Raw genomic sequence first — 25555 nt, forward strand, 5'->3', positions numbered from 1 at the left:
TCCGCGCCGACGGCGGCGGCGAGGCACGATTTCAAATGCTGGGATTTGTCGACGCGGCAGATCCGGCGTCGGTCTCGCCCGACCAGCTCGCTCGCTGGCAGGACCAGGCCCTGATTGAATATCTTGGGGTTACAGCGGACGTTCGGCCTGTCCTTGCCGCGGCGGACTGCGTTGTCTTGCCGTCATATTATCGCGAGGGCGTGCCCCGTGCGCTGTTAGAAGCGGCGGCAATGGGCAAGCCGATCATAACGACCGATTCGATCGGCTGCCGGGAAGCCGTCGATGATGGGCAAACGGGGTTTCTTTGCGCACCTCGCTCAGTCCAGTCTCTGGCCGCCGCGATGACGAGGATGATGCAATTGCCGCCGGAGGAGCGACGGGGCATGGGGGCGGCGGGTCGCTTGAAAATGGAACGGCAGTTCAGTCAGGTCCTGGTGCACGATGCGTATATCAGGGCGTTGGCGGGCGCCGGTATCATGCCCCAGCGCGAAAGTGCTGACAGGTCGGCAGCCGCGTCCGCACCGGTGTCGACCGGTTAAGTGAGGTCCCTTGGCGAAGTTGCTTGCCGCCGCCATGCTCAAGATGCTTGGGCTGTCGAGGCGCAATGGAAGATGGCAGCCGAATAGTCGCAAAATATCTCGATGCGCGGGGGTCCGATTGACCAATTATTAGTTACGCGTGCAACTTGTCCCCTCTTTTCGGACTTTTAGCTAAACCATGGACTTCCTTCGCACTCTTTTCCCGCAAGGCACGGGTTCCGCCGCCGCCGAGCCGAGCCTGCCGGCTGGCTATCGCGTCTATGCGGTTGGCGACATTCATGGCCGCCTGGACTTGCTCAACGACACCTTGTCGCGGATCGAGGCGGATATCGACGGGCGCCGGCCGGCCCAGAACATCATCGTCTTTCTCGGCGACCTGATTGACCGCGGCCCGGCGTCGGCCGACGTGGTCGAACGGCTTCGGACGTATTACCGAGACGGCCTCCGCACGGTCTTCCTGACCGGCAATCACGAAGAAGTATTGCTGCGCTTGATCCGCGGTGAAAGCCGGTACCTGCGCGACTGGTTGAGTTTTGGCGGCGCGGAATGCGCCAAGAGCTATGGGATCAGCTCTACCGCGCTCAAACAGATGGATGCCGAGCAAGCGGTCGCGCATCTTCGCCAGAAGATTCCCGACAGCCACCAGAGGTTCCTCCAGGGGTTCGTCGACACGTTTCAGATCGGCGCTTATGTGTTCGTCCACGCCGGGGTGCGGCCGGGCGTCCCGCTGTCCGAACAGACGCAGGCGGACTTACGCTGGATCCGCAGGCCGTTCCTCGACAATGACGCCGACCATGGTTTTATTGTCGTGCACGGCCACACCATATCCGGCGAGGTTGATGTCCGCACCAATCGCGTCGGAATCGATACAGGAGCGTATCGAACCGGGGTACTGACTGCTATGGGCCTCGAGGGTGAGGAACGATGGTTCCTCCAGACCGGGCCGGGACGTGTCGCCGAGCCGCCGATGTCGATTGAACCCGCAATGGTGGCAAATACAAATGTCGGGCGTTAGGCTTTGTCGACTGCATTCCAGTCAAAAGGAGCGTTGCAGTGAGTGAAGAATCCGATCCAGCGGGTCGTCTTGCCGGGCTGCCCCGTCGGGCGGCACTGTGTGCATTGATGGTCGCGGCCCTGGTGGCGGTGGCCGGCTGCGCGGACACCCGCGGCGGCCCGATTCCCTATGCGGGCGCGCTGTCCGCTCCCGACGCGCCGACGATCGCGCCGCTCGAATCAGGCTACAAAATCGCCCCGCTCGACACGCTGACCATCAAGGTGTTCAAGATGCCGGACCTGTCCGGTGACTTCGATGTCGATTTGACCGGGCAGATTTCAATGCCTTTGATCGGGGAGGTCAGCGCGGTCGAGCTGACTACCGCCGAACTCGACAAAAGGCTGACGGAAAAGCTTGGCGAGCGCTACCTCCAGAACCCGGACGTCAGCGTTGGCGTCAAGGCTTCCACGCGGCAAAGCGTGACCGTCGATGGCGCGGTCAACAAGTCTGGTTCTTATCCGATCGGCGGTTCGGTGACCCTGATGCAGGCCATTGCGCTGGCCGGCGGCAGCTCGCCCGAAGCCAATGCCCACCGGGTGGCGATTTTCCGCACGATCCAGGGTAAGCGGCAGGCTGCGGCGTTCGATCTGGTCGACGTTCGGCGGGGCAAAGCCGAAGATCCGCCGGTTTTCCCGGGCGATATCGTGATCGTCGACGGATCGTCGAACAAAGCCCTGCAGAAACAGATCATGAACAATCTTCCGATCCTCTCGATCTTCCGGCCGTTCTGAAATAGCGGCCGGCGATAACCAGCGAATAGGAATGAAATTGCGTGGCCACTGAAATTGCCTTGCAGCCGGGTAACCGCACCACGATCGGGCAGCCGCGTCCGCAGCGCGGCGAATTGTCACCCTATTGGGATGAGACCGGCAATGGCGCGGGACCGTTCGACCTCGCCAGCCTGTTCCGGATCGCCGCTGAGTGGCGCTGGCTGATCCTCGGCGCGGTTGCGCTTGGTATTGCCGCCGCCATCGTCGTCACCTTGCTGACCCGGCCGCTTTACCGCGCCGAAGTGACGCTCGAGGTAAATCCACCGACTGTCGAAATTCTTGACGAAAAGAATCACGAAGCCAGCTCGGCGCCGAGCTTGTTCGATTTTGTCGCGACGCAGGTCGGGCTGCTGTCCAGCCGGACGCTTGCCGAGCGGGTGGCGCAGGATCTCAACCTTGCGTCGAATCCCGATTTTGCCGGGACCAAGGGTGATGCGGCGAGCCGACTGAAGGTCGCGACCGGCAAAGTCGCGAGAGGCCTCAAGGTCCAGGCCCCCGAAGACGGGCAGCTGATCAAGTTCAACTATGTTTCGGAATCACCGCAGCTCGCCGCCGAGATCGCCAACGGAGTCGCGGAAAACTTTATCAGCTCCGGATTGCAACGGCGGTTCGAGGCTTCGACCTACGCACGGAATTTTCTGCAACAGCAAATCGCCAAAACCCGGCGCGATCTCGAGCGCTCGGAAAAGCAAATCGTTGCCTACGCCCAGCAGCAAGGCATCATCAATACCAGTACCAACCAGCCCGGTGAGCCCGGGAACGACGCCGGTTCGCTTCAGGGCGCGTCGCTGATTGCGTTGAACGGGGCATTGGCGGCGGCGACGGCGAAACGGGTCGATGCCGAAGGGGCCTATCGCAACGCGCAGCTCACCGGGGCGTCGGCGGGTGTTACCGACACGCAAGGGTTACGCCAGGCCAAGGCCGCGCTGGAGGCGGAGTATCAGGACAAGCGCACCCTGATGAAGCCCGATCATCCCGACATGCTCAGCCTGCGCTCGCGGATCGACGAGCTCAACCGCCAGATATCCCGCGAAGGATCCCAGGTCGCTGGGGGTCGGGTTGGCGCCTTGCTGGCCGATTATCGCGCGGCCGCGTCCGCCGAGGGTGCGCTGCAAAGCCGGGTCGCGCAATTGAAAGGCGCCGTGCTCGATCTTCGCGGGCGCAGCATCCAGTATAATATCTTGCAGCGAGAAGTAGACACCAACCGCGGCCTCTATGACGCGTTGCTGCAACGCTACAAGGAGATCGGTGTAGCTGGCGGGGTTGGAACGACGCCGGTCTCGATCGTCGATCGGGCCGATGTTCCGGGCAGTCCGTTCAAGCCCAATTTGATCTTCAATCTAATGGTCGGCCTGGCGCTCGGGCTGCTCGGCGGGGTCGTCACCGCCATTGGGCTGGAAGTTCTCAACGACACCATCAAGACGCGCGAAGACGTCCGGAGCAAGCTCGGTCTCGCGTGCCTTGGCGCGATTCCGAAACGCCGCGGCAAGGGCTCGGTCGTCGAAGACCTCGGCGATCCCACGACGCCACTGTCGGAAGCCTATTCGGCGGTGCTGGCCGCGTTGCGATTCAGCACGGCCACTGGCGCTCCCAAGACCCTGCTGGTGACCAGCAGCCGCGCGTCGGAAGGAAAATCCTCTTCGGCGCTGGCGCTGGCGCAAAATCACGCGCGACGCGGCGCGACCGTCCTGCTGATCGACGCCGACTTGCGCCGGCCGGCATTCAAGTCCGCGTCCAAGGTGAAGGGGCTGACCAAGCTGCTGACCAACGACGAGCCGATCGGCGATCACATCATCAGCACTCAGCATGAAAATCTGTGGCTGCTGCCGTGTGGCCCAATTCCGCCCAATCCCGCCGATCTCCTCTCGACGCCGCGGATCAAGCAGATCGTTGCCGACGCAAGCGCCCAGTTCGATATGGTCATCATCGACGGACCACCAGTGCTTGGGCTGGCGGACGCCTCGCTCCTCGCCTCCGCTTGCCGCAATGCCATGCTGATCGTCGAAAGCGGTAAGACGCGGACGCGGGGGGCTCGCGAGGCCGCCGAGCGGATCGAAGCCGCCGGCGCCCATATCGTCGGCGTAACGCTGACCAAATCGGCCGAGGAAGCGAGCCACTACGGGTATCGGCTCTACCAGTACACGGCGGTGGGCGAGCAGCGCAATCAGATCATCCTTATCCCGCAGCAGGCCGAAGCCTGATTTTGCCGCGCATGCCTCTGATCGCGCGAGCAATCCTGATCGTCGTCATCGGCGGCGGTCTGGCGGTTCAGGTTATTCGAACGGCGGCCGTTACCGACGATATGAGCCGGGCCACGCTCGCCATGCGCTTGTGGCCTTCCCATCCCGCCGTCCTGACCGATCGCACCATGGGCGAGATTGGCGTGCGGGCCGCGCACGGCCAGTCGCTGACCCCGGCGATCCTCACACAAGTCGACCAAATCGCCAGCAAGTCGCCGCTGGCTCCGGAGCCGTTCCTGATCAAGGGCGCGCTGGCCCAGGTGCAACACAACCAGGCGCGGGCCGAGCAGTTGTTCATCGCCGCCCAAGCCCGCGATCCGCGGTCGGTGGCGGCCCGCTATTTCCTCGCCGATCGCTATCTTCGCAGTGGCCGGACTAGCCAGGCCCTGTCCGAGATTGCGGTACTATCCCAATTGTTTCCCCAAGGCATGGCCGGGTTCGGGCCGGCACTGGCGAATTTTGCGCGAACGCCCGGCGCGGTGCCCCAGCTGCGCCACTTGTTCCAGTCGTCGCCGACCCTGGAGCCGGTGGTGCTGAGCGCGCTCGCCAACGACCCACGGAATGCCAAACTTACCCTGGCTTTGTGGGGGAGGCGGAGCAGCGACGCCGACCCAGCGACCGCGGAGTGGCAGGCAAAGCTGATCAGCAATCTGGTCGATAAGGGCGACTATGCCAGCGCTTATGCGATTTGGCGGCTGGTGACCGGGGTCAATGTCGGCCCCGGAATGCTGTTCAACCCGGGCTTCGCAAAATCGCCCGCGCCGCCGCCGTTCAATTGGAAATTCGCTACGGCCGGTGGAGTCGTCGAGCCCGCCGCCGGCGATCGATTGCAAGTGATTTATTATGGTCGCGAGGACGTGACCCTGGCCGGGCAGCTGCTGCTGCTGGCGCCGGGCCGCTACCGGTTGAGCATGGAGATTTCCGACCCACCGGGGGAGGGCACGGAAATCGCCTGGTCGCTAACTTGCCTACCCGGCAAGGGTTCGCTGTTCAGCCTTCCCGTCGCCAGGAAGGGCCCGCTGGCGGTCAGCTTTACGGTTCCCGCCGGCTGCGCCGCGCAAAGCCTGCAGCTTACGGGCCTGGCCGGGGACTTCCCGCAATCGCAGGACTTTTCGGTCGGCAAGCTTCGCCTGACGAAGGCGTCCGGCGGATGACGCAGGCCATCCGCTCCGCTGTGATCCCGTCCTATATTCTGCTGTGCATCGGGTTGGGCGGCAGTGTGCAGGGGGTATGGGGCGTCGCCGCGCTGCAGCTCGTGGCGATTGCGATCATCGGTTGGAGCCTGCTGGCCAAAGATCGCCTGTCGCTATCGGGACCGGCGAAGGCGTTGTTCATCATCGCCGGCCTGACCGTCCTGATCTCCCTCGTGCAGCTCATCCCGCTGCCGCCGGCGATGTGGTCGGCGCTGCCGGCGCGCGAACAGATCGCCGATGGTTATCGCATGCTTGGACAGGTCCAGCCAAACCTGCCGATTTCGCTCACGCCTTATGACACCGCGGCCACGGTGCTGACGCTGTTGCCGCCGTTGGCGGTGCTGACCGGAATGTTGGTCGCGGGGGCCTATCGGGCAAGCTGGCTGGCGCTGGCCATCCTGCTGGGCGCCTTGGCCGCGGTGCTGCTCGGGACGTTGCAAGTCGGCGGCAGCGGCCCGAACGATTCGCCATGGTATCTCTACAGCATCACCAATTACGGGTTCGCGACCGGCTTCTTCGCCAACAGTAACCATATGGCGACCCTGCTGGCGATCAGCATCCCGTTCCTGTTCGCATTCATCGCCAACCTGCGCCAGCAGGCCAAGAATCAGAAAGCCGGATCGGCGGTATTTCTGGTCGCCATTGCCGGGGTCCTGGTGCTGCTGGTCGGGATTTTCCTCAATGGTTCGCTGGCGGTTCTGCTGCTCGGCCCGGCCGTGGTGATGACCAGCGCGACCATGCTGTTGCCCCACGGCATGAAGCTGCGCGGACCGCTGACCGCCGTGGCGATGCTCGCGATCGCGGCCGTTCTGCTGGTCTATTTGACGCCGCTCAACAACCAGTTCGTGGCCTCGAACGCGACCTCGTTCGAATCGCGCCAGGCGATGTGGTCGACGACCATCCCGGCGATCAAGGACAACATCGTGCTGGGTACGGGCGTCGGATCGTTTGACCAGGTGTACCCGACCTATGAAGACGCCGCCGCGGTCACGCCGACCTTCGTCAATCATGCCCATAATGACTATCTGGAAATTGCGCTGGAGACCGGCATTCCCGGCATTCTCCTGGTCGGCGCCTTCCTGCTGTGGTGGGGGCGCCGGTCGGTGCCGATCTGGCGCGCGGCGGCGCGCGACCGCTATGCGCTGGCTGGGTTGATCGCTTCCGGGGCGATCCTGGTTCATAGCCTGGTCGATTATCCGCTTCGCACCGCGGCGCTGAGCACGATCATGGCCGCGTCCCTCGCCCTCATGGCCCGGCCACGACCGCCCGTTCAGCAAGGCAATGACCTGTGGCCGACCACGCGCCACGAGAAGATCTGAAGCGGCGTCCGGCTTAGCGCAAAGACGCGCCCGAACCCCCGCCGGCGGCGACCGCCGTTGATGCACGGCCAAGCGGGGCCTGGCTGGCCTCGGGCGCGCCGCCGCTCAACGACCAGCGCAAATTGTCCGAGGCTTTGAATTTGTCGACATAGGCATAATGCGGTGCTTCATCGGCGGCTTTCCGCGCCGCGACCTTGAAGCGGACCGATAGCCGGCCGCCGGGTACCAATTTGATTTCGGCGCCCGGAATCGCGGCGATTGCCTGGGTGATCAGGGGCCGCGACGCTGCCGCGGCCATCGCCGCGGCGCGCAGCGCCTGGCTGTTGGGCTCATGGCCGGCGTAGCCCTTGATGAACGCCGCCGGTTGGCCCCAGCCGCCCGCCCAGCGATAGAAGATGTGCGCGCCGACGACGGCGTTCTTGGCCAGGCTCGAGGCCCAATAGGGCACGACGTAATCCGCGTGGTAATGCGTTGCGTAACCAGCCGGGGCATAGACCGCGCCGGCTAATGCCGCCGCGGCGATGGTCCGCGCGCGGACCCAGCCGTCGGTGCTCGGCCGGCGGGCGAGCGAGCCGTCGCAAGTGAAAGTGAACTGGCAGCCGGTGGCGCGTGTCGATCCCTGATAGACGACGCCGCACACGCTGCCCGGAAAGGCCGGGTGGCGGACCCGGTTCAGGACCACTTGCGCGACCGCTCTCTGGCCATCGGCGGGTTCGCTGCCGGCTTCATAATAAACCGCGCTGGTCAGGCAATCGAGCGCCCGTGCCCGGGCGGCCAAATCGGCGCCGCGCCACGCGAAGGGACGGGCGACCGGATTGGGCGTCGCCGCGAGCGGGATGGTGCGGTTGATCGACAGCGCGGCCTCGGGCGCCAATGGCCGGACCAACAGCGGCGGCGGCGTCGGCGGCGCCTCGGCAATGGTCGCGGCGCTGATGCCGAGGTCCGACAGGCTCGGCGTCGAAATCGCTGTTCCCGCAAGCGCGGCGGACGCGGTGACAGCAATCGCGCCGAGCACCAGAGTCTCGCGCGGCACGTCGCGCCACAGCCTGGCGGGTGAAAGGGTCAATACGTCGGCCATTGTCGAGTCAGTGTTATACCTTAATAAGACAGTGAGTTCAATTGTCCGCTTTGGCAGGGGCGCGCCACAACCCGGTCTCCGTCCAGCGGATCAGCGGCTTGAGCGGCACGATCCAGACCAATCCCATAACCAAATAGAACGCGCCCTGAACGACAATGGGCCATTGCCCGACGATCGGTGCCAGGCTGGCGACCAGCGCCGCCCAAATGAGGATCAGCGCCAGGATGATCAAGATGCCCGCGCCTTTGCGGAAGGAAGGTTGGGGGGTGCTCATGCAGCCCGGAGCTATGGCCCCCTCGACCCGCCCGGGACAGGTCTAAGTTCACAATTGTCATGCACAAGAGCGCCATTTTCGTGACTTTAGAGGCGCCGGACGCGGGGTTCGAGCGCCGGGCGGCGGGCGAGGCGATCGGCCTCGATCCGGTCGAGGATCACCTGATGCTGCGCCCACACGGCCTCGGCTGCGAGGCGCCGCGCTTCCCGCTCGGCGTCGAGCGCCGCCATGTCCTGGCGATACTTGCGGCGCGAGACCGCGTTGCGCCGGTAATCGTCGACCGAGCGATCCTTGCCCGCGAGCAAGGCGATGGCCAGCCGGTCGCAGCGGCGGTGCTCGACCCGGACGATCTTGCCGCGGCGGAAGACGGGGACGAAAGCGCCGCCCAGCGCCCGCTCAAGCGCGTCGGCGCGCATCCGTTCAATGCCTTCGTCAATCGCCTGGTCCCAGGCCAAAGCGAAGCCGTCGCCGCCGGGCGCGTCGAGCAACCGATAGGCGCTGCGCGGGCTCATGCCGACCGCCCGCGCCGACCGCGCCACGCTGCCGCAGCGCGACAGGATGGCGATGAATTCGCGCTGCCGCTTCGCCGACCAGCCCCGCCGCCGAGCGCGGAGGCGCGGGTGAAGGTGATGCCGGCGTCGGGATCGTCGGGTTCGTCATCGGAGGCGTTCAAGCCGGCGAGGGCGTCGGAAGGAGGGGTGGCTTCGGTCATGGTCAATTCTCGTCACAACGCAGAGCGACTCGCTATAGCCTATATGGTTAGCTGTAGGACAGAGGTGATTGAAACACGAGAGGTGAATTGTTTTGTCATGAGATAGGGAGGAGTTTGTTGACTGTCGCAAAATTTATAACCGATTAGGCGACACAGCCACGATTATGATTGACGGGCTAATGCGATCCGGCGTTGCCGGCGAAGTTATCGCTGAAGGGCCGCTGTATATTCCTCGATCACCGTAGTGCTGTCTTCCTTATTGAGATGCACAAATAGCATTCGCGCCGGCTGATCATGCGAGCCCATCTCAATCAGCAACAGCACGTCTTCATCGGGGTTTTTCTGGATCGGGATGAGGTGCGTTTGCAATAGGTGGACGAGCCCATGAAGGTGGGCTTTGATGCCCGTTAGGTCCGGCGCTTGGTTTGTGAAAGTCGTCCGCAGGTATTTCGAGACTGATGCGCGATGCAGGTGGTCGCCCGATATTTGCCAGAGCTTCGTTACGTCGCTTTCGACATAAGCGTCGGGTTTGTGGCCCCGTTTAACGTGATGGTGGCGTCTGCCGTCCTCGAACGTGATGATGCGCTCGGCGCATTCGGGGAAAAAGTTTGGATACAGTTCGCGGAGCTTCTTGAAGATTTCCGGCGGCCTGTAGGACTCGGTGAATGCTTTCAGGGTTTCATAGTCACCTTGTGCCGCGAGGCACGCAATGGCGATCAGTTCGCAGATATATCGGAGCTGGAGATAGCTAAGTTCTTGGACGAATAGCGGTGCGATGGGGAGTGCCAAGATTGTCCTTATGACATGCAGCCGCTCTTTGACCTCGACCATAGTGTGGAGGTAAAGGTTGGCCTTCTCTTGATTGGTTTTTGGGTAGGATGGTTTTGTCATGAGATATTGCTGCCGCAACTAGGCCGCCGCCAACTCCCTCACGTCCAGTCGCAAGTTGAGGGCCTTGAGCACCGGCAGCAGCGTCTCGAGCGTCGGATTGCCCTTGGTGCTGAGAGCCTTGTGCAGGGTTTGTCGCTTGATGCCGGTTTCCCGCTCCATTTCGGATAGTCCCCGCGCTCGGGCGACGACGCCGATGGCGTGAGCGATGTAGTTGGCGTCGCCGCTGGCGAGCGCGTCACGCAGAAGGTGGATTTGGTCTACGTCCGTCTCAAAAAGGGTCGCGGTATCGACCGTTTTAATGCTCGTGCCCATGATAACACCTGCTCATTTGGCCAAGCCCGCCGCAAGGGCCTTCGCCGCCTCAATGTCAGCCTGCTGCCGCTTTTTGTCTCCGCCAAGCAGCAGCACAACCATCTCACGGCCCTTGATGGTATAGTAGAGCCGGTAACCGGGCCCCACGTCCACACGGGCCTCCATGACCTTGCCGCCAACCGGCTTTACGTCGCCGAACAGGCCTGCCTCGAAGCGCACGACCCGGGTGCGGATCGCGCGCGACGCCACCGGATCCTTCAGCGAGCCGAGGAATTTCTCGAACGCCTCGGTGAAGGCAACCAAGTAGGTCACAGGTGAAGCATATATGCTTCAGCCGCGTTGATGTCAACTATATGCTTCATTTCTGTCCAAACCACTCGACTCCTTCGGGTGAGGCGAAGCCGTCCATGGGGACGTCCCAGGGGTCGCGGGGGATTTCGTCGGTGATTCGCTGGAGAGTCCAGCCGACGCCGATCAGCCGGGCGCCTTTGCGCCTTAAGGGCGTCAGCACGCGGTCATAGTGGCCCTTGCCGCGGCCCAAACGCGTGCCGCGGCCGTCGACGGCGATCAAGGGTACCAGGATCAGGTCCGGCTCGACCGGCGGCGCGCCTGGCCTGGGCTGGAGAATCCCGAACGGGCCGCCAGCCGATGGGTCGCCGGCCAGGAAGCGGAAGGGCTCGGCGGGATTGCCGAAGGCGGGGAAGGCGACGATCGCGCCCACCGCCCGGGCTTCTTCAATCGCCAGCCGGGGACTGATCTCGCTGCCCAAGGGTGCATAGCCGGCGACCACCTTGGCCCCGGCGCACAGCGACGTCAGATGCTCGGCCAGCCGGCGTTCGAGCAAGGCGCGGTCGGCATCACTCAAGGTCGCGACATAGGCTTTGCGCGCGTCGATCGCGGCGCGGCGCAGCCTTGCCTTGGTGAGTTCGGGGAAGGGAGGTGACGGGACCACCATGGCCGTTTGCCGGAAATCCACTGACGCCACAAACGTCAGGTGGGAACCATATGTGCCGGACCAGGGTCCAACCAGGGACAGCTCCCGTGGAAAGTAGATAGCCTCAGGGATATTCAAAGGCCACGTACCGGGCAGTACCCGTCGGCTACTATCTAGGCGCTTTGCCCCTCGCTCTCAAGGGCCACCGCGAGCGCTTCGAGGCGGGCGGCGAGGGCCTGCACGCTTTCGGCCAGCAGCGGATCGGGCGGCGCGGGTTCGGCGGGCAGGGGCCGCTGATCGACCAGTTGGTCGGCCAGCAACAGCGACGCGAACAATAATTGGCGCGCCTCCGACATGGTGCCGAGACCGGCCAGCGCTTCACGGCTCTTGGCATCGACCAGCGCCGCCGCGTCGCGCAAACTATCTTCTTCGCCGTCGCGGCAAGCGACGCGGTACGGGCGCCCGGCGATGGTCAGGTCGACTTCAGCCATGATTGTCTCCGGTCGACCGAATCAGCTGATCGAGCTCGGCGACGGCTTCGCGGACCTTGGAGCGGAGCGCTTGTTCACGCCCCTGAGCCTGGTGCGTGCGGGCGGCAAACGACCGCTCGATCCGGCCAAGCGCGCGTTCGGCCCGTGCCAAAGCGCCCAACAGGCCATCATCGTCCACGCCATCGTCCATGCGTTTCTCGCTACGCAAGATGCGCTCTGCGGGCAAGCATTGACGCCCAACGGCTCACCGCCCAAAGGGCCATGCCATCGGCCCCGCCCAACCCGGTGCGCGGCCGAACCCGCCGATGGAGCGCAGGATTGCAGCCGACCCAACGCCGACTTGCCAACGCCATTCGCGCCTTGGCGATGGATGCCGTCGAAGCCGCCAATAGCGGGCATCCGGGCATGCCGATGGGCATGGCCGACGCGGCCACGGCCTTGTTCACGCGGCATTTGAAATACGACCCCGCCGACCCACATTGGCCCGACCGCGACCGCTTCGTGCTGTCGGCCGGCCATGGTTCGATGCTGCTCTACGCGTTGCTCCATCTAACCGGGTACGAACGTCCGACGATTGACGACATCAAGTGCTTCCGACAACTCGGCAGCCCGTGCGCCGGCCATCCGGAGAATTATGAGCTGGCGGGGGTCGAAGCGACCACCGGGCCGCTGGGGCAGGGGCTGGCCATGGCGGTCGGAATGGCGATCGCCGTGCGCCACCTCAATGCGATTTATGGCGACGATCTGGTCGATCACCGGACGTTCGTCATCGCCGGCGACGGCTGCCTGATGGAAGGCATCAACCATGAAGCGGTCGGCCTCGCCGGGCATTTGAAGCTCGGACGGCTGATCGTGATGTGGGATGACAACCGCATCACCATCGACGGGTCGACCGATTTGTCGCGCAACGAAGATGTGCTGGCGCGCTATGCGGCCGGCGGCTGGCATACGGTCGAATGCGATGGCCTCGACGCCGGCAAGGTCAGCCGCGCACTCGACGAAGCCGTCGCCGACGAGCGGCCGACCCTGATCCGCTGCAAGACCATCATCGGCTACGGCGCGCCCAACAAGCAGGGCACGGCGGCCACCCACGGCGCGGCGCTGGGCAAGGACGAAGTCGAGGCCGCGCGCAAGGAACTCGGCTGGGACTATCCGCCGTTCGAGATTCCCACCGACGTCGCCAAGGGCTGGCACGCGGCTGGGCAGCGCGGCAGTGTTGACCGGGCCGAATGGCACCGGCGTTTGGATGCCAGCAAGAAGAAGACCGAATTCCTAGCCCGCATCGCCGGCAAGATCGACGACCGCTGGCTCAAACCGCATGTCGATGCGCTGATCGCCAAGCCGCCGACGGTGGCGACGCGCAAAGCATCCGAAATGGCGCTGGAGGCGATCAACGCGGCGATCCCGGCCACCATCGGCGGCTCGGCCGACCTCACCGGTTCCAACAATACCAAGACCAAGAACCAGGAGCCGCTGACCGCCGAAAACTATGCCGGGCGCTACATTTATTACGGCATCCGCGAATTCGGCATGGCGGCGGCGATGAACGGCATGGCGCTGCACGGCGGGGTGGTCCCCTACGGCGGCACCTTCCTGATCTTCTCCGATTATTGCCGCCCGGCGATCCGCCTGTCGGCGCTGCAGAACGCCCGGGTCATCTACGTGATGACCCACGATTCGATTGGGCTCGGCGAAGATGGGCCGACGCATCAGCCGATCGAGCAGCTACAAAGCCTGCGGGCGATGCCCCAACTCGAAGTCTATCGCCCAGCGGACGCGGTCGAGACCGCCGAATGCTGGGCGGCTGCGCTCGAAACCGATGGGCCGAGCGTGCTGGCGCTGTCGCGGCAAAATCTGGCGCCAGTGCGGACCAAGGCGTCGGCCAGGAACCTGTGCGCCCGCGGCGCCTATCGGCTGAGAAAAGCGGCGGCCACCCGCAAGGTGATCCTGATCGCCACCGGCTCCGAAGTCGAAATCGCGCTCGCCGTCGGCGACAAGCTTGAAGCGCAAGGGATCGGTGCCGACATTGTCTCGATGCCGTCGACCGAGCGCTTTGACGCCCAGGACGCGGACTATCGCGAGGATATCCTGCCAGACGTGTCGAACACCAAGATCCTGCGGGTCTCGATCGAGGCCGGGACAACGTTCGGCTGGGAGCGCTATACCGGGCTGCACGGCTTGCGGATCGGCATCGACCGGTTCGGCGCCTCGGCCCCCGCCGCCGACCTCTATGAAAAATTTGGCCTGACCCCCGACGCGATTGCGCCGCGCGTGGTCGCGCTGTTGACCAAAAGGAAGATGCTATGACGAAAGTGGCCATCAACGGCTTTGGCCGCATCGGGCGATTGGTCGCTCGGGCCATATTGGAACGGCCCGATTGCGGACTAGACCTGGTGACGATCAACGATCTCGCCGACGCCAAATCCAATGCCTGGCTGTTCTCGCGCGACAGCGTCCACGGCAAATATCCCGGGACAGTCACCGCCGATGGGGGCGACCTAATTGTCGACGGCAAGCACATCAAGGTCACCGCCGAGCGCGATCCGGCGAATCTGCCGCACCGGGCCAACGGCATCGAACTGGTGCTCGAATGCACCGGCTTTTTCGCCGATCGCGAGGGCGGGCAGAAACACATCGACGCCGGCGCCAAGCGGGTGCTCATCTCCGCGCCGGCGAAAGGGGCCGACATTACGGTGGTCTATGGCGTCAATCATGATGCGCTGACGGCGGACCACAAAATCGTGTCGAACGCTTCGTGCACGACCAATTGCCTGGCACCGGTGGCGAAGGTCTTGAATGACAGCATTGGCATCGAGCGCGGGTTGATGACCACCGTTCATGCCTACACCAACGACCAGAAGATCCTCGACCAGATCCATCCTGATTTGCGCCGCGCCCGGGCGGCGGCGATGTCGATGATCCCGACCACCACTGGCGCTGCGCGCGCGGTCGGCGAGGTGCTGCCCGAACTGAAGGGCAAGCTCGACGGATCGGCGATCCGGGTGCCGGTGCCCGACGGCAGCTTGATCGACCTCACTTTCACACCCGGACGCGACACCACGCGTGACGAGGTCAATGCGATCCTGAAAGCGGCGTCGGAGAGCGGACCGCTGAAGGGCGTCTTGGTTTATTCGGACGAGCCTCTGGTCTCGGTCGATATCGTCCACACCCCGCAAAGCTCGACCATCGACAGCCTTGAGACCGCGGTGATCGAGGGCAAATTGGTTCGGGTCGTCAGCTGGTACGACAATGAATGGGGCTTTTCGAACCGCATGGTCGACACGGCGATGGCGATGGCCAAGCTTTAACCGGCATGTTCAGCTTCAAGACCCTCGACGATTTGCCGCAGGAGCTCAAGGGCAAGCGCGTGCTCGTCCGGGTCGATTTCAATGTGCCGATGCTGGACGGGGCGATCAGCGACGATACGCGATTGCGCAGCGCGGTGCCGACGATTGCCGAGTTGAGCGACCGCGGCGCGATCGTCCTGTTGCTGTCGCATTTCGGCCGGCCCAAGGGGCAGAACCGGCCCGACATGAGCCTCGCTTTGCTGGTCCGGCCGTTGAGCGAGCTGAGCGGGCGGCCGGTGCGGTTTATCGAGGATTGCCAGGGCCCCGAGGCGGAACGGGCGGTGACGACCATGACGCCGGGGTCGATCGCCATCCTCGAGAACACCCGCTTCCATGCCGGCGAGGAGAGTAACGATCCGACGCTGGCCAAGGCGATGGCAGCGCTCGGTGATTATTACGTCAACGACGCATTCTCGGCCGCGCATCGGGCGCACGCGTCGACCGAGGGCATCGCGCATTTGCTGCCGAGCTTCGCTGGCCGGGCGATGCAAGCAGAACTGGAAGCGCTTGAAAAAGCGCTGGAAAACCCGCAATCGCCCGTCGCTGCGGTGGTTGGGGGCGCCAAGGTTTCAAGCAAACTTGCCGTGCTCTCCCACCTCCTCGCCAAGGTCGATCATCTGATCATCGGCGGCGGCATGGCCAACACCTTCCTCGCCGCGCGCGGCGTCAATGTCGGCAAGTCCTTGTGCGAGCATGAGCTGACCGGTGAAGCCAACGCGATTTTCGACCAGGCCGAGGCCGCGAATTGCACCATCCATTTGCCGTACGACGTTGTCGTGGCGAAGGAATTCACCGCCATTCCACCGAGCTTGCGCATTGTGAACGTCCACGCAATCGCCGCCGACGAAATGATCCTCGATGTCGGTCCCGACGCGGTCGAGGCGTTTGCCGACGTCCTCAAGACCTGCCGCACTTTGGTCTGGAACGGCCCGCTGGGTGCGTTTGAGACGCCGCCGTTCGATGCCGCGACGGTGGCGCTGGCGAAGACCGCGGCAGCCTTGACCAAGGAAGGCAGCCTGGTCTCGGTCGCCGGGGGCGGGGACACCGTCGCGGCTCTCAATCACGCCGGCGTCGCCAGGGATTTCACTTTCGTCTCGGTGGCCGGCGGGGCGTTTCTCGAATGGCTGGAAGGCCGCACGCTGCCCGGCGTCGCGGCGCTCGAACAACAATAGGTGGCACTATGAACCCGTCGGAAATGACCCAAAAAATCAAAGCCGGCCAAGGCTTCATCGCCGCGCTCGACCAGAGTGGCGGGTCGACGCCCAAGGCGCTCAATGGTTATGGCATCGCGGACGACGCCTGGTCGAACGATGAGGCGATGTTCGATCTCATCCACCAGATGCGTGAGCGGATCATTACCTCGCCCTGCTTTGGTGGCGGCAAGGTCATCGGCGCCATCCTGTTCGAGCGAACCATGGACGGCACGGTCGCGGGCAAACCGACGCCGCAGGCGCTGATCGAGCTCGGGGTCGTGCCGTTCATCAAGATCGACAAGGGCCTCGAGGGCGAAGAGAATGGCGTCCAGATGATGAAGCCGATGCCCGCGCTCGACGCCTTGCTCGATCGCGCCAGGGGCCTCGGCGTCTTCGGCACCAAAGAGCGGTCGGTCATCAACGCCGCCAATGCGGCCGGGATCGCGGTGCTCCTGGCCCAGCAGTTTCAGGTGGCTCGCCAAGTCCTGGGCCACGGCATGATGCCGATCATCGAGCCCGAGGTGAACATCAAGAGCGCCGATCGCGCCGCCAACGATCGCTTGCTGCTGGCCGGAATCCTCGCGGAGCTGAACGAGATTCCCGAGGGCCAGCAAGTCATGCTCAAGCTGTCGCTCCCGGCCGAATCGGGTCTGTTCGATCCCCTGGTCGATCACCCCAAGGTGCTGCGAGTGGTTGCTTTATCGGGCGGCTTCCCGCGCGATGAAGCGTGCCGCCAGCTGGCCCGCAATCCGGGCATAATCGCCAGCTTTAGCCGCGCATTGCTGTCCGATCTTCGCCACCAGCAAAGCGATGCGGAATTCGACCGCGCGCTGGGCACGGCGATCGACGAAATTTACGAGGCGTCGACCGCGAAAGTGTGACGTTAGCGCTCGAAGCGGAACGTGAACCGGTATTGCCGAGAGTCGGTGGTTCCCGGCGCCGATTTGGGTGGCGCTGCGTCAACCAGGGTCAATTGGCCACCGCCGACCGCGATCGGCTTGCCGAGCGTCATTACGCGGACTTCGCGGCTGCTCCTCGACATGATTTCTGCGCGGATGCGGACTTGCCCGGCCCAGACGCACTGGACCGAGGCGGGGCAGCGGCTGTCTTCGAGCAGCGCCAGCGGACGGACCCGCAGGTTCTGCACCACCGTGACCTGGCCGAAGCCGGCCGGCCCTGTTGGCGCGGCGACAACGGATGTGCAGGCGGTGAGCGCGAACACGGCAAGGAGGAGCGATGGCTTCATTGGTGATGTGCTGCGGCTCGGCTAATGAGCGCGCCATGAACGACGAGCCCGAAGAGATCGCGATCCTGCCGCCGCCGAAGCGGACCGAGGCGTGCAAGTTGTACCTGATTTCGCCGCAGGAGGTCACCGGCGCGTTTCCCGAACGGTTAAGAGCCGCGCTGGACGCGGGGCCGGTCGCGGCGTTCCAGCTGCGGGTGAAGGACGTTGACGAACATGAGCTGGCGCGGCTGGCCGAGCCGCTGCAGCGGATCTGCGCCGACCATGACACCGCGTTCATCGTCAACGACAGCATGGCGCTGGCCAAGCGATTGGGTGCCGACGGCGTCCACCTCGGCCAGTCGGACGGCGACGTGCGCGAGGCGCGGGCGCTACTCGGCCCGGCGGCGCAGATCGGCCGCACCTGCCACGACAGCCGGCATTTGGCGATGGAAGCGGGCGAGGCGGGCGCCGATTATGTCGCCTTCGGGGCGTTCTATCCGACCACCACCAAGCCGAGCCCCTATCGACCGCCGCCGTCGATCCTGAGCTGGTGGGCGTCGATCTTCGAAATCCCGTGCGTTGCGATCGGCGGCATCACGCCCGACAATGCGCCGCCACTGATCGACGCCGGGGCGGATTTCATCGCCGTCTGTCAGGCGGTGTGGGGCGCCGACGATCCGGGTGCGGGCGTCGCCCGTTTCGAGGCGGCGCTTAACCCCTAATTACTTCAAATATTTCGCGTACCAGGCGAGGTAGCGCTCATAGCGGTCGCGGACGAAGCTGGGCCGCTTGATGCCATGAAACTGACCGGGATAGATGATTAGCTCGGTATCGACGCCGCGGCTTTTCAACGCCTGGTACATCTGCTCGGAATTGAGCAACGGGACGTTGAAATCCTTATCGCCGGCGAGGAACAGCGTCGGCGTGACGATCTTGTCGACATGGTAGAACGGGTAGCTGTTCTTCATCCACACATCGAGATGCTCCCACGGCTTGCCGAGCTCGATCTCATAGTCGCGAATATATTGGTCGGTGCCGTAGCCGGCGAAGATGTTGGAAATGCTGGCGCCGCTGGTCGCCGCCTTGAACCGTGGGTCGCTGGCGATCACGTAGTTGGTCAGCATCCCGCCATAGCTCCAGCCGCCAACGCCGAGGCGATTGGGGTCGGCGATGCCGCGGGCGACGGCGTCGTCGACCGCGCCCAGCACGTCGGGCACCGCGACGCCGCCCCAATCGGCATAGAGCGCCTTGGCATAGTCCTGGCCGCGCCCGGTGCCGCCGCGCGGGTTGGCGGCGACCACTGCATAACCGTTCGCGGCGAGCAGCTGCCATTCGAAGCTGAAGCCGTAATCGAATTGCGACTGCGGGCCGCCATGGAGGCGCAGGATGGTTGGCGCGCGGCCAGTTGTGCCGCCGACCGGGCGCAGCAGGAAGCCGTGGACTTCGGTTCCGTCGCGGCTTTTGAAACTGGTATCGTCGACCGGCGCGAGCTGAACATCGGCCAGCCAGGCGTTTTGGTGCGACAGCGGACGCAGCGTTGTGCCTTCGATGGCAAAGACTTCCGGTGGATGGGACGGATCGGTGATCAATGCGACTTGCTTGGCTTTCGCCTGGTCGATCGTATTGATGACCGCCCGGCCACCGGCGAGACGTTTGATCGGTCCGCCGGCCACGCCAACGCTGCCCAGCCACTGAGTCTTGTCGTCCTCGACGATGAACCGCAACGACCGGCCGTCGGCCGACCACATCGGCTTGCCAACGTTGCGGTCGAGGCCGGGAGTGAGGATGCGCGGCGTTCCCCCGGATGCGGGGACCAATGCGAGTTGGTGAACGCCATAGGAAAACAGCTCGACCGGGCCGCCCTGGAGGTAAGCGATGCTGCGCCCGTCGGGGCTCCACGCCGGATAGCTTTCGGTGTCGGGTTCATTGTCGTAGCCAGGGTAAGTCGTCAGGCGCGCCGGTGCCTCACCCTTGGCCGACGCCGGCACGACCCACAGGTCGTAATTATACGAACGGTCCGGATCCTTGTCGCGATTGCTGACGAAGGCGAGGCGGCTGCCGTCGGGCGACCAGGCCGGGAGATATTCATCGAACGCGCCGTCCGTCAGCCGGCGTGTCTTGCCCGTCGCCATGTCGAACATGACCAGCCGTTGGCGCCGGTCGCGCAAATAACCGTCGATGTCGCGCTTGAACTGGAAGCGGTCGATGACGATCGGCTTGGGCGGCTTTTTGTCATCGTCCGATTTCGCGGCGTCATCCGGGTCGGCATCTGGATCGGGATCGAGCACGACGAGGACAATCTCCCGGCTGTTGGGCGACCAGGCATAATCGACCACGCTGCCGTCGAGCCTGGTCAATGGCCGGGCTTCACCGCCGGTGCGATCGAGCAACCACAATTGGTCGTTGTCGTGCTTGTCGTCGCGCGACGAGACGAAGGCGAGAAAACGCCCGTCGGGGCTCCACCGCGGCGTGCTTTCGCTTTCCTTGGCGCGATTGGTCAGCTGGACGCTGCGGGTACCGTCCCACGAGGTCATCCAGATGTGGCTGAAGCTCTTGTCGGCCTTGGTGTCGATTGAGCCAACGCTGTAGGCGACCCAGCTGCCGGTGGGGTCGATCGCGGGGCTTTCGACTTCGCGAAGGTTCGCCAGATCATCGAGGGCCAGCGGCCTCGCGGCGGCCGGCGATGCCGACGCCAGGGCCGCGGTTCCGGCCAGTGTAACCAAGTTCCATGCGCGCATAATGATTCCCCCTGGACCCCTGATAAGCCGAAGTTTGCTCGCGGGGCTAGGCCCGAGCAACCGGCGATGGAAACTAGTCCGGCCTCGCAACGTTCAGTGGCAAACCATATTTGCATCAGGAGAGTTGCGTGTTTTCCAAATCATCGCGCGTCGTGCTTGGGAGTCTGTGTGCGGCGAGTGCCGCCATTGCGCTGGCCCAAAGCGGACCCAAGGCCGTTTCCGCGCCCACGCCATCGGTGCCGATGGCGGACAAGACCTTCGCACCGCCGGGCACCAAAGGTTCACCGATCATCGGCGAGATTTTTCATGCGCAGGTATTGCTGGAGGCGGCGGGTTTCTCGCCGGGCGTGATCGACGGCAAGAAAGGCATGTCGCTGACCCAGGCCATCACCGGCTTCCAGGAATCGCGCGGGCTCGGCACCAACGGCACGCTCGATGGACCGACGCGGCAAGCGTTGTTGCAAGGCGCGCGGCCGGCGACCATCAAGGTCAAGCTGGGCCCCGACGATGTCCACAGCACTTACATCTTCCCGCTGCCCAAGGACCCGGCGTTGCAGGAAAAGCTGCCGTTTCTTGGCTATCGCAACATGCTCGAAAAGGTTGCCGAGCGCTATCACACGACCCCCGCGACGGTGGTTGCGCTCAACAGCCCGCAAGCCCTTATCGGCCCCGGCCAGACGCTGCTGCTGCCCAACGTGGTCCCGACCTCGCGCGATTATGCCGGCGTCCCGGGCAAGGGCGCGACGGTGATGAACCTGCTCAACGTCGATGCCCGTCAGCCCGCGGGCAAGTCGATCCTGGTCGACAAGAGCGCCGGCGTGTTGAAGGTGCTCGACGCCGACGACAAGCTGGTCGCGCAATTCCCGGTGACGATGGGCTCGACCCATGATCCGCTGCCGGTCGGTGACTGGAAGGTGACGACCTATGCGTTCCTGCCACCGTTCCACTACCAGCCCAATTTGTTCTGGGATGCCAAGGATACCGCGACCGAGCATATGCTGCCCGCCGGGCCCAACGGACCGGTCGGAGTCGCCTGGCTCGACCTCACCAAGGAGCATTACGGGATCCACGGTACGCCCAACCCGGAGACTATCGGCCGCGCCGAAAGCCACGGCTGCATCCGCATGACCAATTGGGATGTGATGCGGCTGGCGCGGATGATGAAGCCGGGCTTCGCGGCGAAGTTCGAGGAATAGGATGTTCAGGGTCGCCGCCGCCGTCATCGTCACCGCGGTGCTGACCAGCGCCTTGTGGATCTTCGTCTACAACATCGCCTACGCGCCCAGAACGAATGCGAATGGCGTCGTTTCCCCGGCCGGCGATGTTGCGTTGGTTGATCAAGGGTCAGGCCCGCTGGTCGCGATTGCCGAAGGCGTGGTCGTCGGGCCGGCAGGGCTCGCCATTCCGGTGGCCGGGGTCAACGCAAGCCAGCTGACGGACACTTTCACCCAGGCGCGGGCCGGCGGTAGTCGCCCGCACGATGCGATCGACATCATGGCCCCGGCGGGAACTCCGGTCCTCGCCGCCGCGGCGGGCCGGATCGAGAAACTGTTCTTCAGCGAGGGTGGCGGGGGCATTTCCGCCTACGTTCGCTCGGACGACGGGCGCTGGACCTATTATTACGCGCATTTGCAGGACTATGCGCCGGGCTTGGCCGAAGGCCAGCACATTGGGCTGGGGGCGCAAATCGGCCGCGTTGGCTCGACTGGCAACGCCAGCCCCGCCGCGCCGCACCTGCATTTTGCGATCAACCACATGAACCCCGGCGAGAAGTGGTACCAGGGCACGCCGATCAATCCCTTTCCGCTGCTTGCCGGGAAAAAGACCAACGGCTAGGGCGGGAGTCCATCCGCGGACCCGGCAAGCGAGTTCGTGGCGGCTCTTTCAATCCTGGTTCAGACGAGACAAGCATGAAGATCAGCGGCGTGGACATTCGTCCCGGCAACATCATCGAATATGAAACCGGCATCTGGCGCGCGGTCAAAATTCAGCACACCCAGCCGGGCAAGGGCGGCGCCTACATGCAGGTCGAGCTCAAGAATTTGATCGACGGCCGCAAGAACAATGTCCGCTTTCGCAGCGCCGAGACGGTCGAACGGGTGCGGCTCGACACCAAGGATTTCCAGTTCCTGTTCGCGGACGGCGACATGCTGACCTTCATGAACAAGGAAACCTACGAACAGATCAGCCTGCCCCAGGACCTGCTGGGTGACGCTGCGGCGTTCCTCCAGGACGGCATGGACGTGGTCATGGAATTATATGACGAGCGGCCGATCTCGGTCCAGCTGCCCGACACCATCGAAGCCCTGATCGTCGAGGCCGACGCGGTGGTCAAAGGCCAGACGGCGAGCTCGAGCTACAAACCGGCGGTGCTCGACAATGGCGTCCGCGTCATGGTCCCGCCGCACATCGGCGCGGGCACGCGGATCGTCGTCGACGTCTACAGCCAGGAATATGTCCGGCGGGCGGAATAGCGAATGGTTTCCCATTCGGGCCTGATCACCGTGATGCAGCGGGCGGCGCGGCGGGCGGCGCCGCGGCTGCGCCGCGACTTCGGCGAAGTCGAACAATTGCAGGTCAGTCGCAAGGCGCCGGCCGATTTCGTCAGCCTCGCCGACAAGCGCGCCGAAGAAACCATCGTCGGCGAACTGCGCGCCGCGCGGCCCGACTGGGGCATGCTGCTTGAAGAAGGTGGCGAGATCGCCGGCAATCCTGACAAGCCCAGGTGGATCGTCGATCCGTTGGACGGCACCAGCAACTTCCTCCACGGCGTGCCGCATTTCTCGATCAGCATTGCGGTCGAGGAAAAGAAGCCTGGCGGCGGCACCGAAATCACCCAGGCCTTGGTCTACCAACCGCTGACCGACGAAAGCTATTGGGCGGAAAAAGGCCGCGGCGCCTGGCTCAATGAGCGCCGCCTGCGCGTCTCGGCCCGCCGCGATCTGTCCGAATGCGTCATCGGCACCGGCATGCCGCATTGCGGGCGCGGCGACGTCAATGAGTGGGCCAAGATCTACGCCGCGGTGGCGCCGCACGTCGCCGGCGTCCGCCGGTTCGGCTCGGCCGCGCTCGATCTCGCGTGGATCGCCGCCGGGCGACTGGACGGTTTTTGGGAAGACGACCTCGATCTATGGGACGTCGCCGGCGGCTTGCTGCTGGTCCGTGAGGCGGGCGGCTTCATCACCGACTATCGCGGTGCCGACCAGATGGTCGAGCGGCGCCAATATCTCGCCGGCAATGGCGACGTTCATTCGCGCCTGCACAAATTGATCGCCGGGGCGCTGCGGTGATCTGGTCGCTGCTGGTGGCGGTGGCGGCGGCAGCGCTCCAGCCAACCACCGTGCTGACCATCGATCCCAGCCACCGCATCGTCGAAGGCGTCGCCAGCGATGGCAAGACCATCTGGGTGTCGAGCATTCTCGACCGGACGGTCCTTGCCTGCCGCAAGACGTGCCGGACGATGGCGGTGTTGCCGCCGGGCCTGCATCCGTTCGCCATTGCCTGGGATAAAGGCCGCAAGCGGCTGTGGGTGGCGGCGGACTGCCCGCCCGGCGTCACGGGCATCACCGCTTGCGAGCGCGGCGCGCTGATCGCCCTCGACAAGCGCGGGCGGGTGGTGACCCGCATTGCGCCATACGTCGGCACCTTCCACCCCGGCGATGTCTCGGCATCCCAGGGCCAGCTTTTCGTCAGCGACAGCCAGAACGGCATGGTATTCCGCCTCACGCCCAACGGGCGCGGGCTGATGGCCGTGGTGCTGCCCGGCATCGGCAAGAGCGGGCAGGGGACTGCGCTATCCGCGGACGGCCAGCGGCTGCTGGTCGCCGACTACAGCCAGGGCATCGGCTCGGTCGATCTGGCGAAATTTACCCGCACCCTGCTGCCGCGCCAGGACGGCAAACCGCTGCGTGGGGTCGACGGGCTGGTTCGGTGTGGATCGACCTATTACGGCATCTACAATGGCGCCGCGCCGGGCCTGCTGGTGTCGATCACCTTGACCGCGACCGGGCTCAATTTCGACCAGCCGCTGGGCGAATTGTCGCTGCCCGATCCGACCCAGATCGCGTTCGACGGCAAGCGGCTGTTGATCGTCGCCGACTCCGGTTGGGCGACGCTCGACAAAGCCGGTTTTGTGCGCACCCAGGGGACGCCGATCATCGCCATTCCGCTGGCGAAGGATTGCACGCCGATTTAGGGCGGATTTCTGGCGCAAATCGCCTTCGTCGCTGTTGCCCGTCCGCTTGCCGTCGCCTAAAGCGCCGCCAACGCTCGTATATTGGAGTTTACCTTGGCCAGCGTCGCCGCCGGATATCTGCCGATCCTGCTGTTCCTCGCCATTGCATTGGCGTTGTCGGGCGGCTTTGTCGTGCTGCCGATGCTGGTCTCGCGATTGACCGGCACGCACCAACCGGACCCGCAGAAACTGAGCGAATATGAATGCGGTTTTCCCGCCTTCGAGGACAGCCGCGCGCGGTTCGACGTGCGCTTCTATCTGGTGGCGATCCTGTTCATCGTCTTCGACCTCGAGGCCGCCTTCCTGTTCCCGTGGGCGGTGTCGCTCAAGCTGACCCACTGGACCGGCTGGATCGCGATGATGTTCTTCCTCGCCGAACTGGCGCTGGGCCTCGCTTATGCGTGGAAAAAAGGCGCGCTCGAATGGGAGTGACGCTCGACCCTCGGCATGACCCGATGCCGACCGAGGAGGAGCTGGCGCGGCTCGCCGGGCTGGTCCCGGGTGATGCCGACATGGCCAAGCTCCACGCGTTGCGCGCCGAGCTCGACGACAAGGGCTTCCTCGTCGCCTCGACCGAGGATCTGTTCACCTGGGCGCGGACCGGCTCCTTGTGGTGGATGACCTTCGGGCTCGCCTGCTGCGCGGTCGAAATGATCCACGTCAACATGCCGCGCTATGACCTTGAACGGTTCGGCGTCGCGCCACGCGCATCCCCGCGTCAGTCCGACGTGATGATCGTCGCCGGGACTTTGTGCAACAAGATGGCCGCCGCCCTGCGCCTGGTTTACGACCAGATGGCCGAGCCGCGCTATGTGATCTCGATGGGCAGCTGCGCCAACGGCGGCGGCTATTACCATTACAGTTACTCGGTGGTCCGCGGCTGCGACCGCATCGTGCCCGTCGACATTTACGTGCCGGGCTGCCCGCCGACCGCCGAAGCCCTGCTCTACGGCATCCTCCAGCTGCAGCGCAAAATCCGCCGCGAAGGGACGATTGAGCGGTGAGCGTCGC

Annotated in this window: 29 protein-coding genes and 1 pseudogene; 18 read left to right on the plus strand and 12 right to left on the minus strand. The window is 64.5% G+C overall.

What is annotated here, in order from left to right; all coding sequences use genetic code 11:
- The 6 genes from RMO25_RS12040 to RMO25_RS12065 form a co-directional block, all read left to right on the plus strand.
- On the plus strand, positions 1–539 hold a 539-nt coding region (locus RMO25_RS12040; protein WP_309662843.1), incomplete at its 5' end, for a glycosyltransferase.
- Positions 540–717: 178 nt separating this feature from the next.
- Positions 718–1554, plus strand: coding sequence for a metallophosphoesterase (locus tag RMO25_RS12045; RefSeq protein WP_309662844.1), 837 nt, complete (start codon positions 718–720; stop codon positions 1552–1554).
- Positions 1555–1592: 38 nt separating this feature from the next.
- Complete coding sequence (locus RMO25_RS12050) at positions 1593–2324, plus strand: polysaccharide biosynthesis/export family protein (RefSeq protein ID WP_309662845.1); 732 nt, start codon at positions 1593–1595, stop codon at positions 2322–2324.
- 41 nt (positions 2325–2365) lie between these two features.
- A complete protein-coding gene (locus RMO25_RS12055) occupies positions 2366–4564 on the plus strand; it encodes a polysaccharide biosynthesis tyrosine autokinase (protein WP_309662846.1) in 2199 nt (732 codons plus the stop codon).
- A gap of 11 nt (positions 4565–4575) precedes the next feature.
- On the plus strand, positions 4576–5757 hold the full coding sequence (locus RMO25_RS12060) for a hypothetical protein (protein WP_309662847.1): 1182 nt from the start codon (positions 4576–4578) through the stop codon (positions 5755–5757).
- The gene (locus RMO25_RS12065) at positions 5754–7115 is read left to right on the plus strand and encodes an O-antigen ligase family protein (protein WP_309662848.1); all 1362 of its coding nucleotides are present in this window, start codon (positions 5754–5756) and stop codon (positions 7113–7115) included. The genes RMO25_RS12060 and RMO25_RS12065 overlap by 4 nt, the downstream gene beginning before the upstream one ends.
- 13 nt (positions 7116–7128) lie before the next feature.
- On the opposite strand, the gene RMO25_RS12070 is transcribed toward RMO25_RS12065, so the two are convergent.
- From RMO25_RS12070 to RMO25_RS12115, 10 genes are all read right to left on the minus strand, one after another.
- Positions 7129–8181: a cell wall hydrolase gene (locus RMO25_RS12070; protein ID WP_309662849.1), complete on the minus strand. Its 1053-nt coding sequence runs from the start codon at positions 8179–8181 to the stop codon at positions 7129–7131.
- 49 nt (positions 8182–8230) lie between these two features.
- Entirely contained in the window at positions 8231–8467 is a 237-nt protein-coding gene (locus RMO25_RS12075) for a DUF2842 domain-containing protein (RefSeq protein ID WP_309662850.1), read from the minus strand.
- A gap of 86 nt (positions 8468–8553) precedes the next feature.
- Positions 8554–8979 (minus strand): hypothetical protein, encoded by a 426-nt coding sequence (locus RMO25_RS12080; protein ID WP_309662851.1) that lies wholly within the window; start codon positions 8977–8979, stop codon positions 8554–8556.
- A complete protein-coding gene (locus RMO25_RS12085; RefSeq protein ID WP_309662852.1) occupies positions 8976–9179 on the minus strand; it encodes a hypothetical protein in 204 nt (67 codons plus the stop codon). The genes RMO25_RS12080 and RMO25_RS12085 overlap by 4 nt, the downstream gene beginning before the upstream one ends.
- Before the next feature lie 204 nt (positions 9180–9383).
- Positions 9384–10070, minus strand: a complete 687-nt coding sequence (locus RMO25_RS12090) for a hypothetical protein (protein ID WP_309662853.1) — start codon at positions 10068–10070, stop codon at positions 9384–9386.
- 18 nt (positions 10071–10088) lie between these two features.
- Positions 10089–10382 carry an addiction module antidote protein gene (locus RMO25_RS12095; protein ID WP_309662854.1) on the minus strand — a complete coding sequence of 98 codons (294 nt, stop codon included), beginning with the start codon at positions 10380–10382 and terminating at the stop codon, positions 10089–10091.
- A 12-nt stretch (positions 10383–10394) separates the two neighbouring features.
- Positions 10395–10694 (minus strand): type II toxin-antitoxin system RelE/ParE family toxin, encoded by a 300-nt coding sequence (locus RMO25_RS12100; protein WP_309662855.1) that lies wholly within the window; start codon positions 10692–10694, stop codon positions 10395–10397.
- 46 nt (positions 10695–10740) lie between these two features.
- The gene (locus RMO25_RS12105) at positions 10741–11358 is read right to left on the minus strand and encodes a 5-formyltetrahydrofolate cyclo-ligase (RefSeq protein WP_309662856.1); all 618 of its coding nucleotides are present in this window, start codon (positions 11356–11358) and stop codon (positions 10741–10743) included.
- A 131-nt stretch (positions 11359–11489) separates the two neighbouring features.
- Complete coding sequence (locus RMO25_RS12110) at positions 11490–11807, minus strand: cell division protein ZapA (protein WP_309662857.1); 318 nt, start codon at positions 11805–11807, stop codon at positions 11490–11492.
- A complete protein-coding gene (locus tag RMO25_RS12115; protein WP_309662858.1) occupies positions 11800–11997 on the minus strand; it encodes a hypothetical protein in 198 nt (65 codons plus the stop codon). Before RMO25_RS12115 ends, RMO25_RS12110 begins: the two co-directional genes overlap by 8 nt.
- Before the next feature lie 176 nt (positions 11998–12173).
- On the opposite strand from RMO25_RS12115, the gene tkt reads away from it, so the two are divergent.
- The 4 genes from tkt to RMO25_RS12135 are packed head-to-tail and all read left to right on the plus strand — an operon-like array spanning position 12174 to position 17228.
- On the plus strand, positions 12174–14114 hold the full coding sequence (gene tkt, locus RMO25_RS12120) for a transketolase (RefSeq protein ID WP_405051886.1): 1941 nt from the start codon (positions 12174–12176) through the stop codon (positions 14112–14114).
- Positions 14111–15115, plus strand: a complete 1005-nt coding sequence (gene gap / locus RMO25_RS12125) for a type I glyceraldehyde-3-phosphate dehydrogenase (protein WP_309662860.1) — start codon at positions 14111–14113, stop codon at positions 15113–15115. The genes tkt and gap overlap by 4 nt, the downstream gene beginning before the upstream one ends.
- 5 nt (positions 15116–15120) lie before the next feature.
- The gene (locus RMO25_RS12130) at positions 15121–16326 is read left to right on the plus strand and encodes a phosphoglycerate kinase (protein WP_309662861.1); all 1206 of its coding nucleotides are present in this window, start codon (positions 15121–15123) and stop codon (positions 16324–16326) included.
- Positions 16327–16334: 8 nt separating this feature from the next.
- A complete protein-coding gene (locus RMO25_RS12135) occupies positions 16335–17228 on the plus strand; it encodes a fructose bisphosphate aldolase (RefSeq protein WP_309662862.1) in 894 nt (297 codons plus the stop codon).
- 2 nt (positions 17229–17230) lie between these two features.
- Here the strand turns inward: RMO25_RS12135 and RMO25_RS12140 are convergent, their stop codons facing one another.
- Complete coding sequence (locus RMO25_RS12140; protein ID WP_309662863.1) at positions 17231–17593, minus strand: hypothetical protein; 363 nt, start codon at positions 17591–17593, stop codon at positions 17231–17233.
- Positions 17594–17628: 35 nt separating this feature from the next.
- On the opposite strand from RMO25_RS12140, the gene thiE reads away from it, so the two are divergent.
- Complete coding sequence (gene thiE, locus RMO25_RS12145) at positions 17629–18294, plus strand: thiamine phosphate synthase (protein WP_309662878.1); 666 nt, start codon at positions 17629–17631, stop codon at positions 18292–18294.
- Here the strand turns inward: thiE and RMO25_RS12150 are convergent, their stop codons facing one another.
- On the minus strand, positions 18295–20310 hold the full coding sequence (locus tag RMO25_RS12150) for a S9 family peptidase (protein WP_309662864.1): 2016 nt from the start codon (positions 20308–20310) through the stop codon (positions 18295–18297).
- 128 nt (positions 20311–20438) lie between these two features.
- On the opposite strand from RMO25_RS12150, the gene RMO25_RS12155 reads away from it, so the two are divergent.
- The 7 genes and pseudogenes from RMO25_RS12155 to RMO25_RS12185 form a co-directional block, all read left to right on the plus strand.
- Entirely contained in the window at positions 20439–21506 is a 1068-nt protein-coding gene (locus RMO25_RS12155; protein ID WP_309662865.1) for a L,D-transpeptidase family protein, read from the plus strand.
- A 1-nt stretch (position 21507) separates the two neighbouring features.
- Complete coding sequence (locus RMO25_RS12160) at positions 21508–22146, plus strand: M23 family metallopeptidase (protein ID WP_309662866.1); 639 nt, start codon at positions 21508–21510, stop codon at positions 22144–22146.
- Between the two features lie 74 nt (positions 22147–22220).
- Complete coding sequence (gene efp / locus RMO25_RS12165) at positions 22221–22784, plus strand: elongation factor P (protein ID WP_309662867.1); 564 nt, start codon at positions 22221–22223, stop codon at positions 22782–22784.
- A gap of 3 nt (positions 22785–22787) precedes the next feature.
- Positions 22788–23600, plus strand: a complete 813-nt coding sequence (locus RMO25_RS12170) for an inositol monophosphatase family protein (RefSeq protein WP_309662868.1) — start codon at positions 22788–22790, stop codon at positions 23598–23600.
- Positions 23597–24505 (plus strand): hypothetical protein, encoded by a 909-nt coding sequence (locus RMO25_RS12175; RefSeq protein ID WP_309662869.1) that lies wholly within the window; start codon positions 23597–23599, stop codon positions 24503–24505. Before RMO25_RS12170 ends, RMO25_RS12175 begins: the two co-directional genes overlap by 4 nt.
- A gap of 93 nt (positions 24506–24598) precedes the next feature.
- The gene (gene ndhC / locus RMO25_RS12180; protein WP_309662879.1) at positions 24599–24976 is read left to right on the plus strand and encodes an NADH-quinone oxidoreductase subunit A; all 378 of its coding nucleotides are present in this window, start codon (positions 24599–24601) and stop codon (positions 24974–24976) included.
- 95 nt (positions 24977–25071) lie between these two features.
- Positions 25072–25548, plus strand: a pseudogene (locus tag RMO25_RS12185) (NuoB/complex I 20 kDa subunit family protein); the annotation flags it as partial.
- Positions 25549–25555 lie beyond the last annotated feature (7 nt).

The sequence above is a fragment of the Sphingomonas sp. genome (genome assembly GCF_031361285.1).
In the GTDB taxonomy this organism is placed as follows: domain Bacteria; phylum Pseudomonadota; class Alphaproteobacteria; order Sphingomonadales; family Sphingomonadaceae; genus Sphingomicrobium.

Excerpts from the sequence above, each read along its gene's own strand:
- RMO25_RS12045 (WP_309662844.1), top strand. The coding sequence starts at position 718 with ATGGACTTCCTTCGCACTCTTTTCCCGCAAGGCACGGGTTCCGCCGCC.
- RMO25_RS12060 (WP_309662847.1), top strand. The coding sequence starts at position 4,576 with ATGCCTCTGATCGCGCGAGCAATCCTGATCGTCGTCATCGGCGGCGGT.
- RMO25_RS12065 (WP_309662848.1), top strand. The coding sequence starts at position 5,754 with ATGACGCAGGCCATCCGCTCCGCTGTGATCCCGTCCTATATTCTGCTG.
- RMO25_RS12075 (WP_309662850.1), bottom strand. The coding sequence starts at position 8,467 with ATGAGCACCCCCCAACCTTCCTTCCGCAAAGGCGCGGGCATCTTGATC.
- RMO25_RS12080 (WP_309662851.1), bottom strand. The coding sequence starts at position 8,979 with ATGAGCCCGCGCAGCGCCTATCGGTTGCTCGACGCGCCCGGCGGCGAC.
- RMO25_RS12085 (WP_309662852.1), bottom strand. The coding sequence starts at position 9,179 with ATGACCGAAGCCACCCCTCCTTCCGACGCCCTCGCCGGCTTGAACGCC.
- RMO25_RS12090 (WP_309662853.1), bottom strand. The coding sequence starts at position 10,070 with ATGACAAAACCATCCTACCCAAAAACCAATCAAGAGAAGGCCAACCTT.
- RMO25_RS12095 (WP_309662854.1), bottom strand. The coding sequence starts at position 10,382 with ATGGGCACGAGCATTAAAACGGTCGATACCGCGACCCTTTTTGAGACG.
- RMO25_RS12110 (WP_309662857.1), bottom strand. The coding sequence starts at position 11,807 with ATGGCTGAAGTCGACCTGACCATCGCCGGGCGCCCGTACCGCGTCGCT.
- RMO25_RS12115 (WP_309662858.1), bottom strand. The coding sequence starts at position 11,997 with ATGGACGATGGCGTGGACGATGATGGCCTGTTGGGCGCTTTGGCACGG.
- tkt (WP_405051886.1), top strand. The coding sequence starts at position 12,174 with ATGGATGCCGTCGAAGCCGCCAATAGCGGGCATCCGGGCATGCCGATG.
- gap (WP_309662860.1), top strand. The coding sequence starts at position 14,111 with ATGACGAAAGTGGCCATCAACGGCTTTGGCCGCATCGGGCGATTGGTC.
- RMO25_RS12130 (WP_309662861.1), top strand. The coding sequence starts at position 15,121 with ATGTTCAGCTTCAAGACCCTCGACGATTTGCCGCAGGAGCTCAAGGGC.
- RMO25_RS12135 (WP_309662862.1), top strand. The coding sequence starts at position 16,335 with ATGAACCCGTCGGAAATGACCCAAAAAATCAAAGCCGGCCAAGGCTTC.
- RMO25_RS12140 (WP_309662863.1), bottom strand. The coding sequence starts at position 17,593 with ATGAAGCCATCGCTCCTCCTTGCCGTGTTCGCGCTCACCGCCTGCACA.
- thiE (WP_309662878.1), top strand. The coding sequence starts at position 17,629 with ATGAACGACGAGCCCGAAGAGATCGCGATCCTGCCGCCGCCGAAGCGG.
- RMO25_RS12150 (WP_309662864.1), bottom strand. The coding sequence starts at position 20,310 with ATGCGCGCATGGAACTTGGTTACACTGGCCGGAACCGCGGCCCTGGCG.
- RMO25_RS12160 (WP_309662866.1), top strand. The coding sequence starts at position 21,508 with ATGTTCAGGGTCGCCGCCGCCGTCATCGTCACCGCGGTGCTGACCAGC.
- efp (WP_309662867.1), top strand. The coding sequence starts at position 22,221 with ATGAAGATCAGCGGCGTGGACATTCGTCCCGGCAACATCATCGAATAT.
- RMO25_RS12170 (WP_309662868.1), top strand. The coding sequence starts at position 22,788 with ATGGTTTCCCATTCGGGCCTGATCACCGTGATGCAGCGGGCGGCGCGG.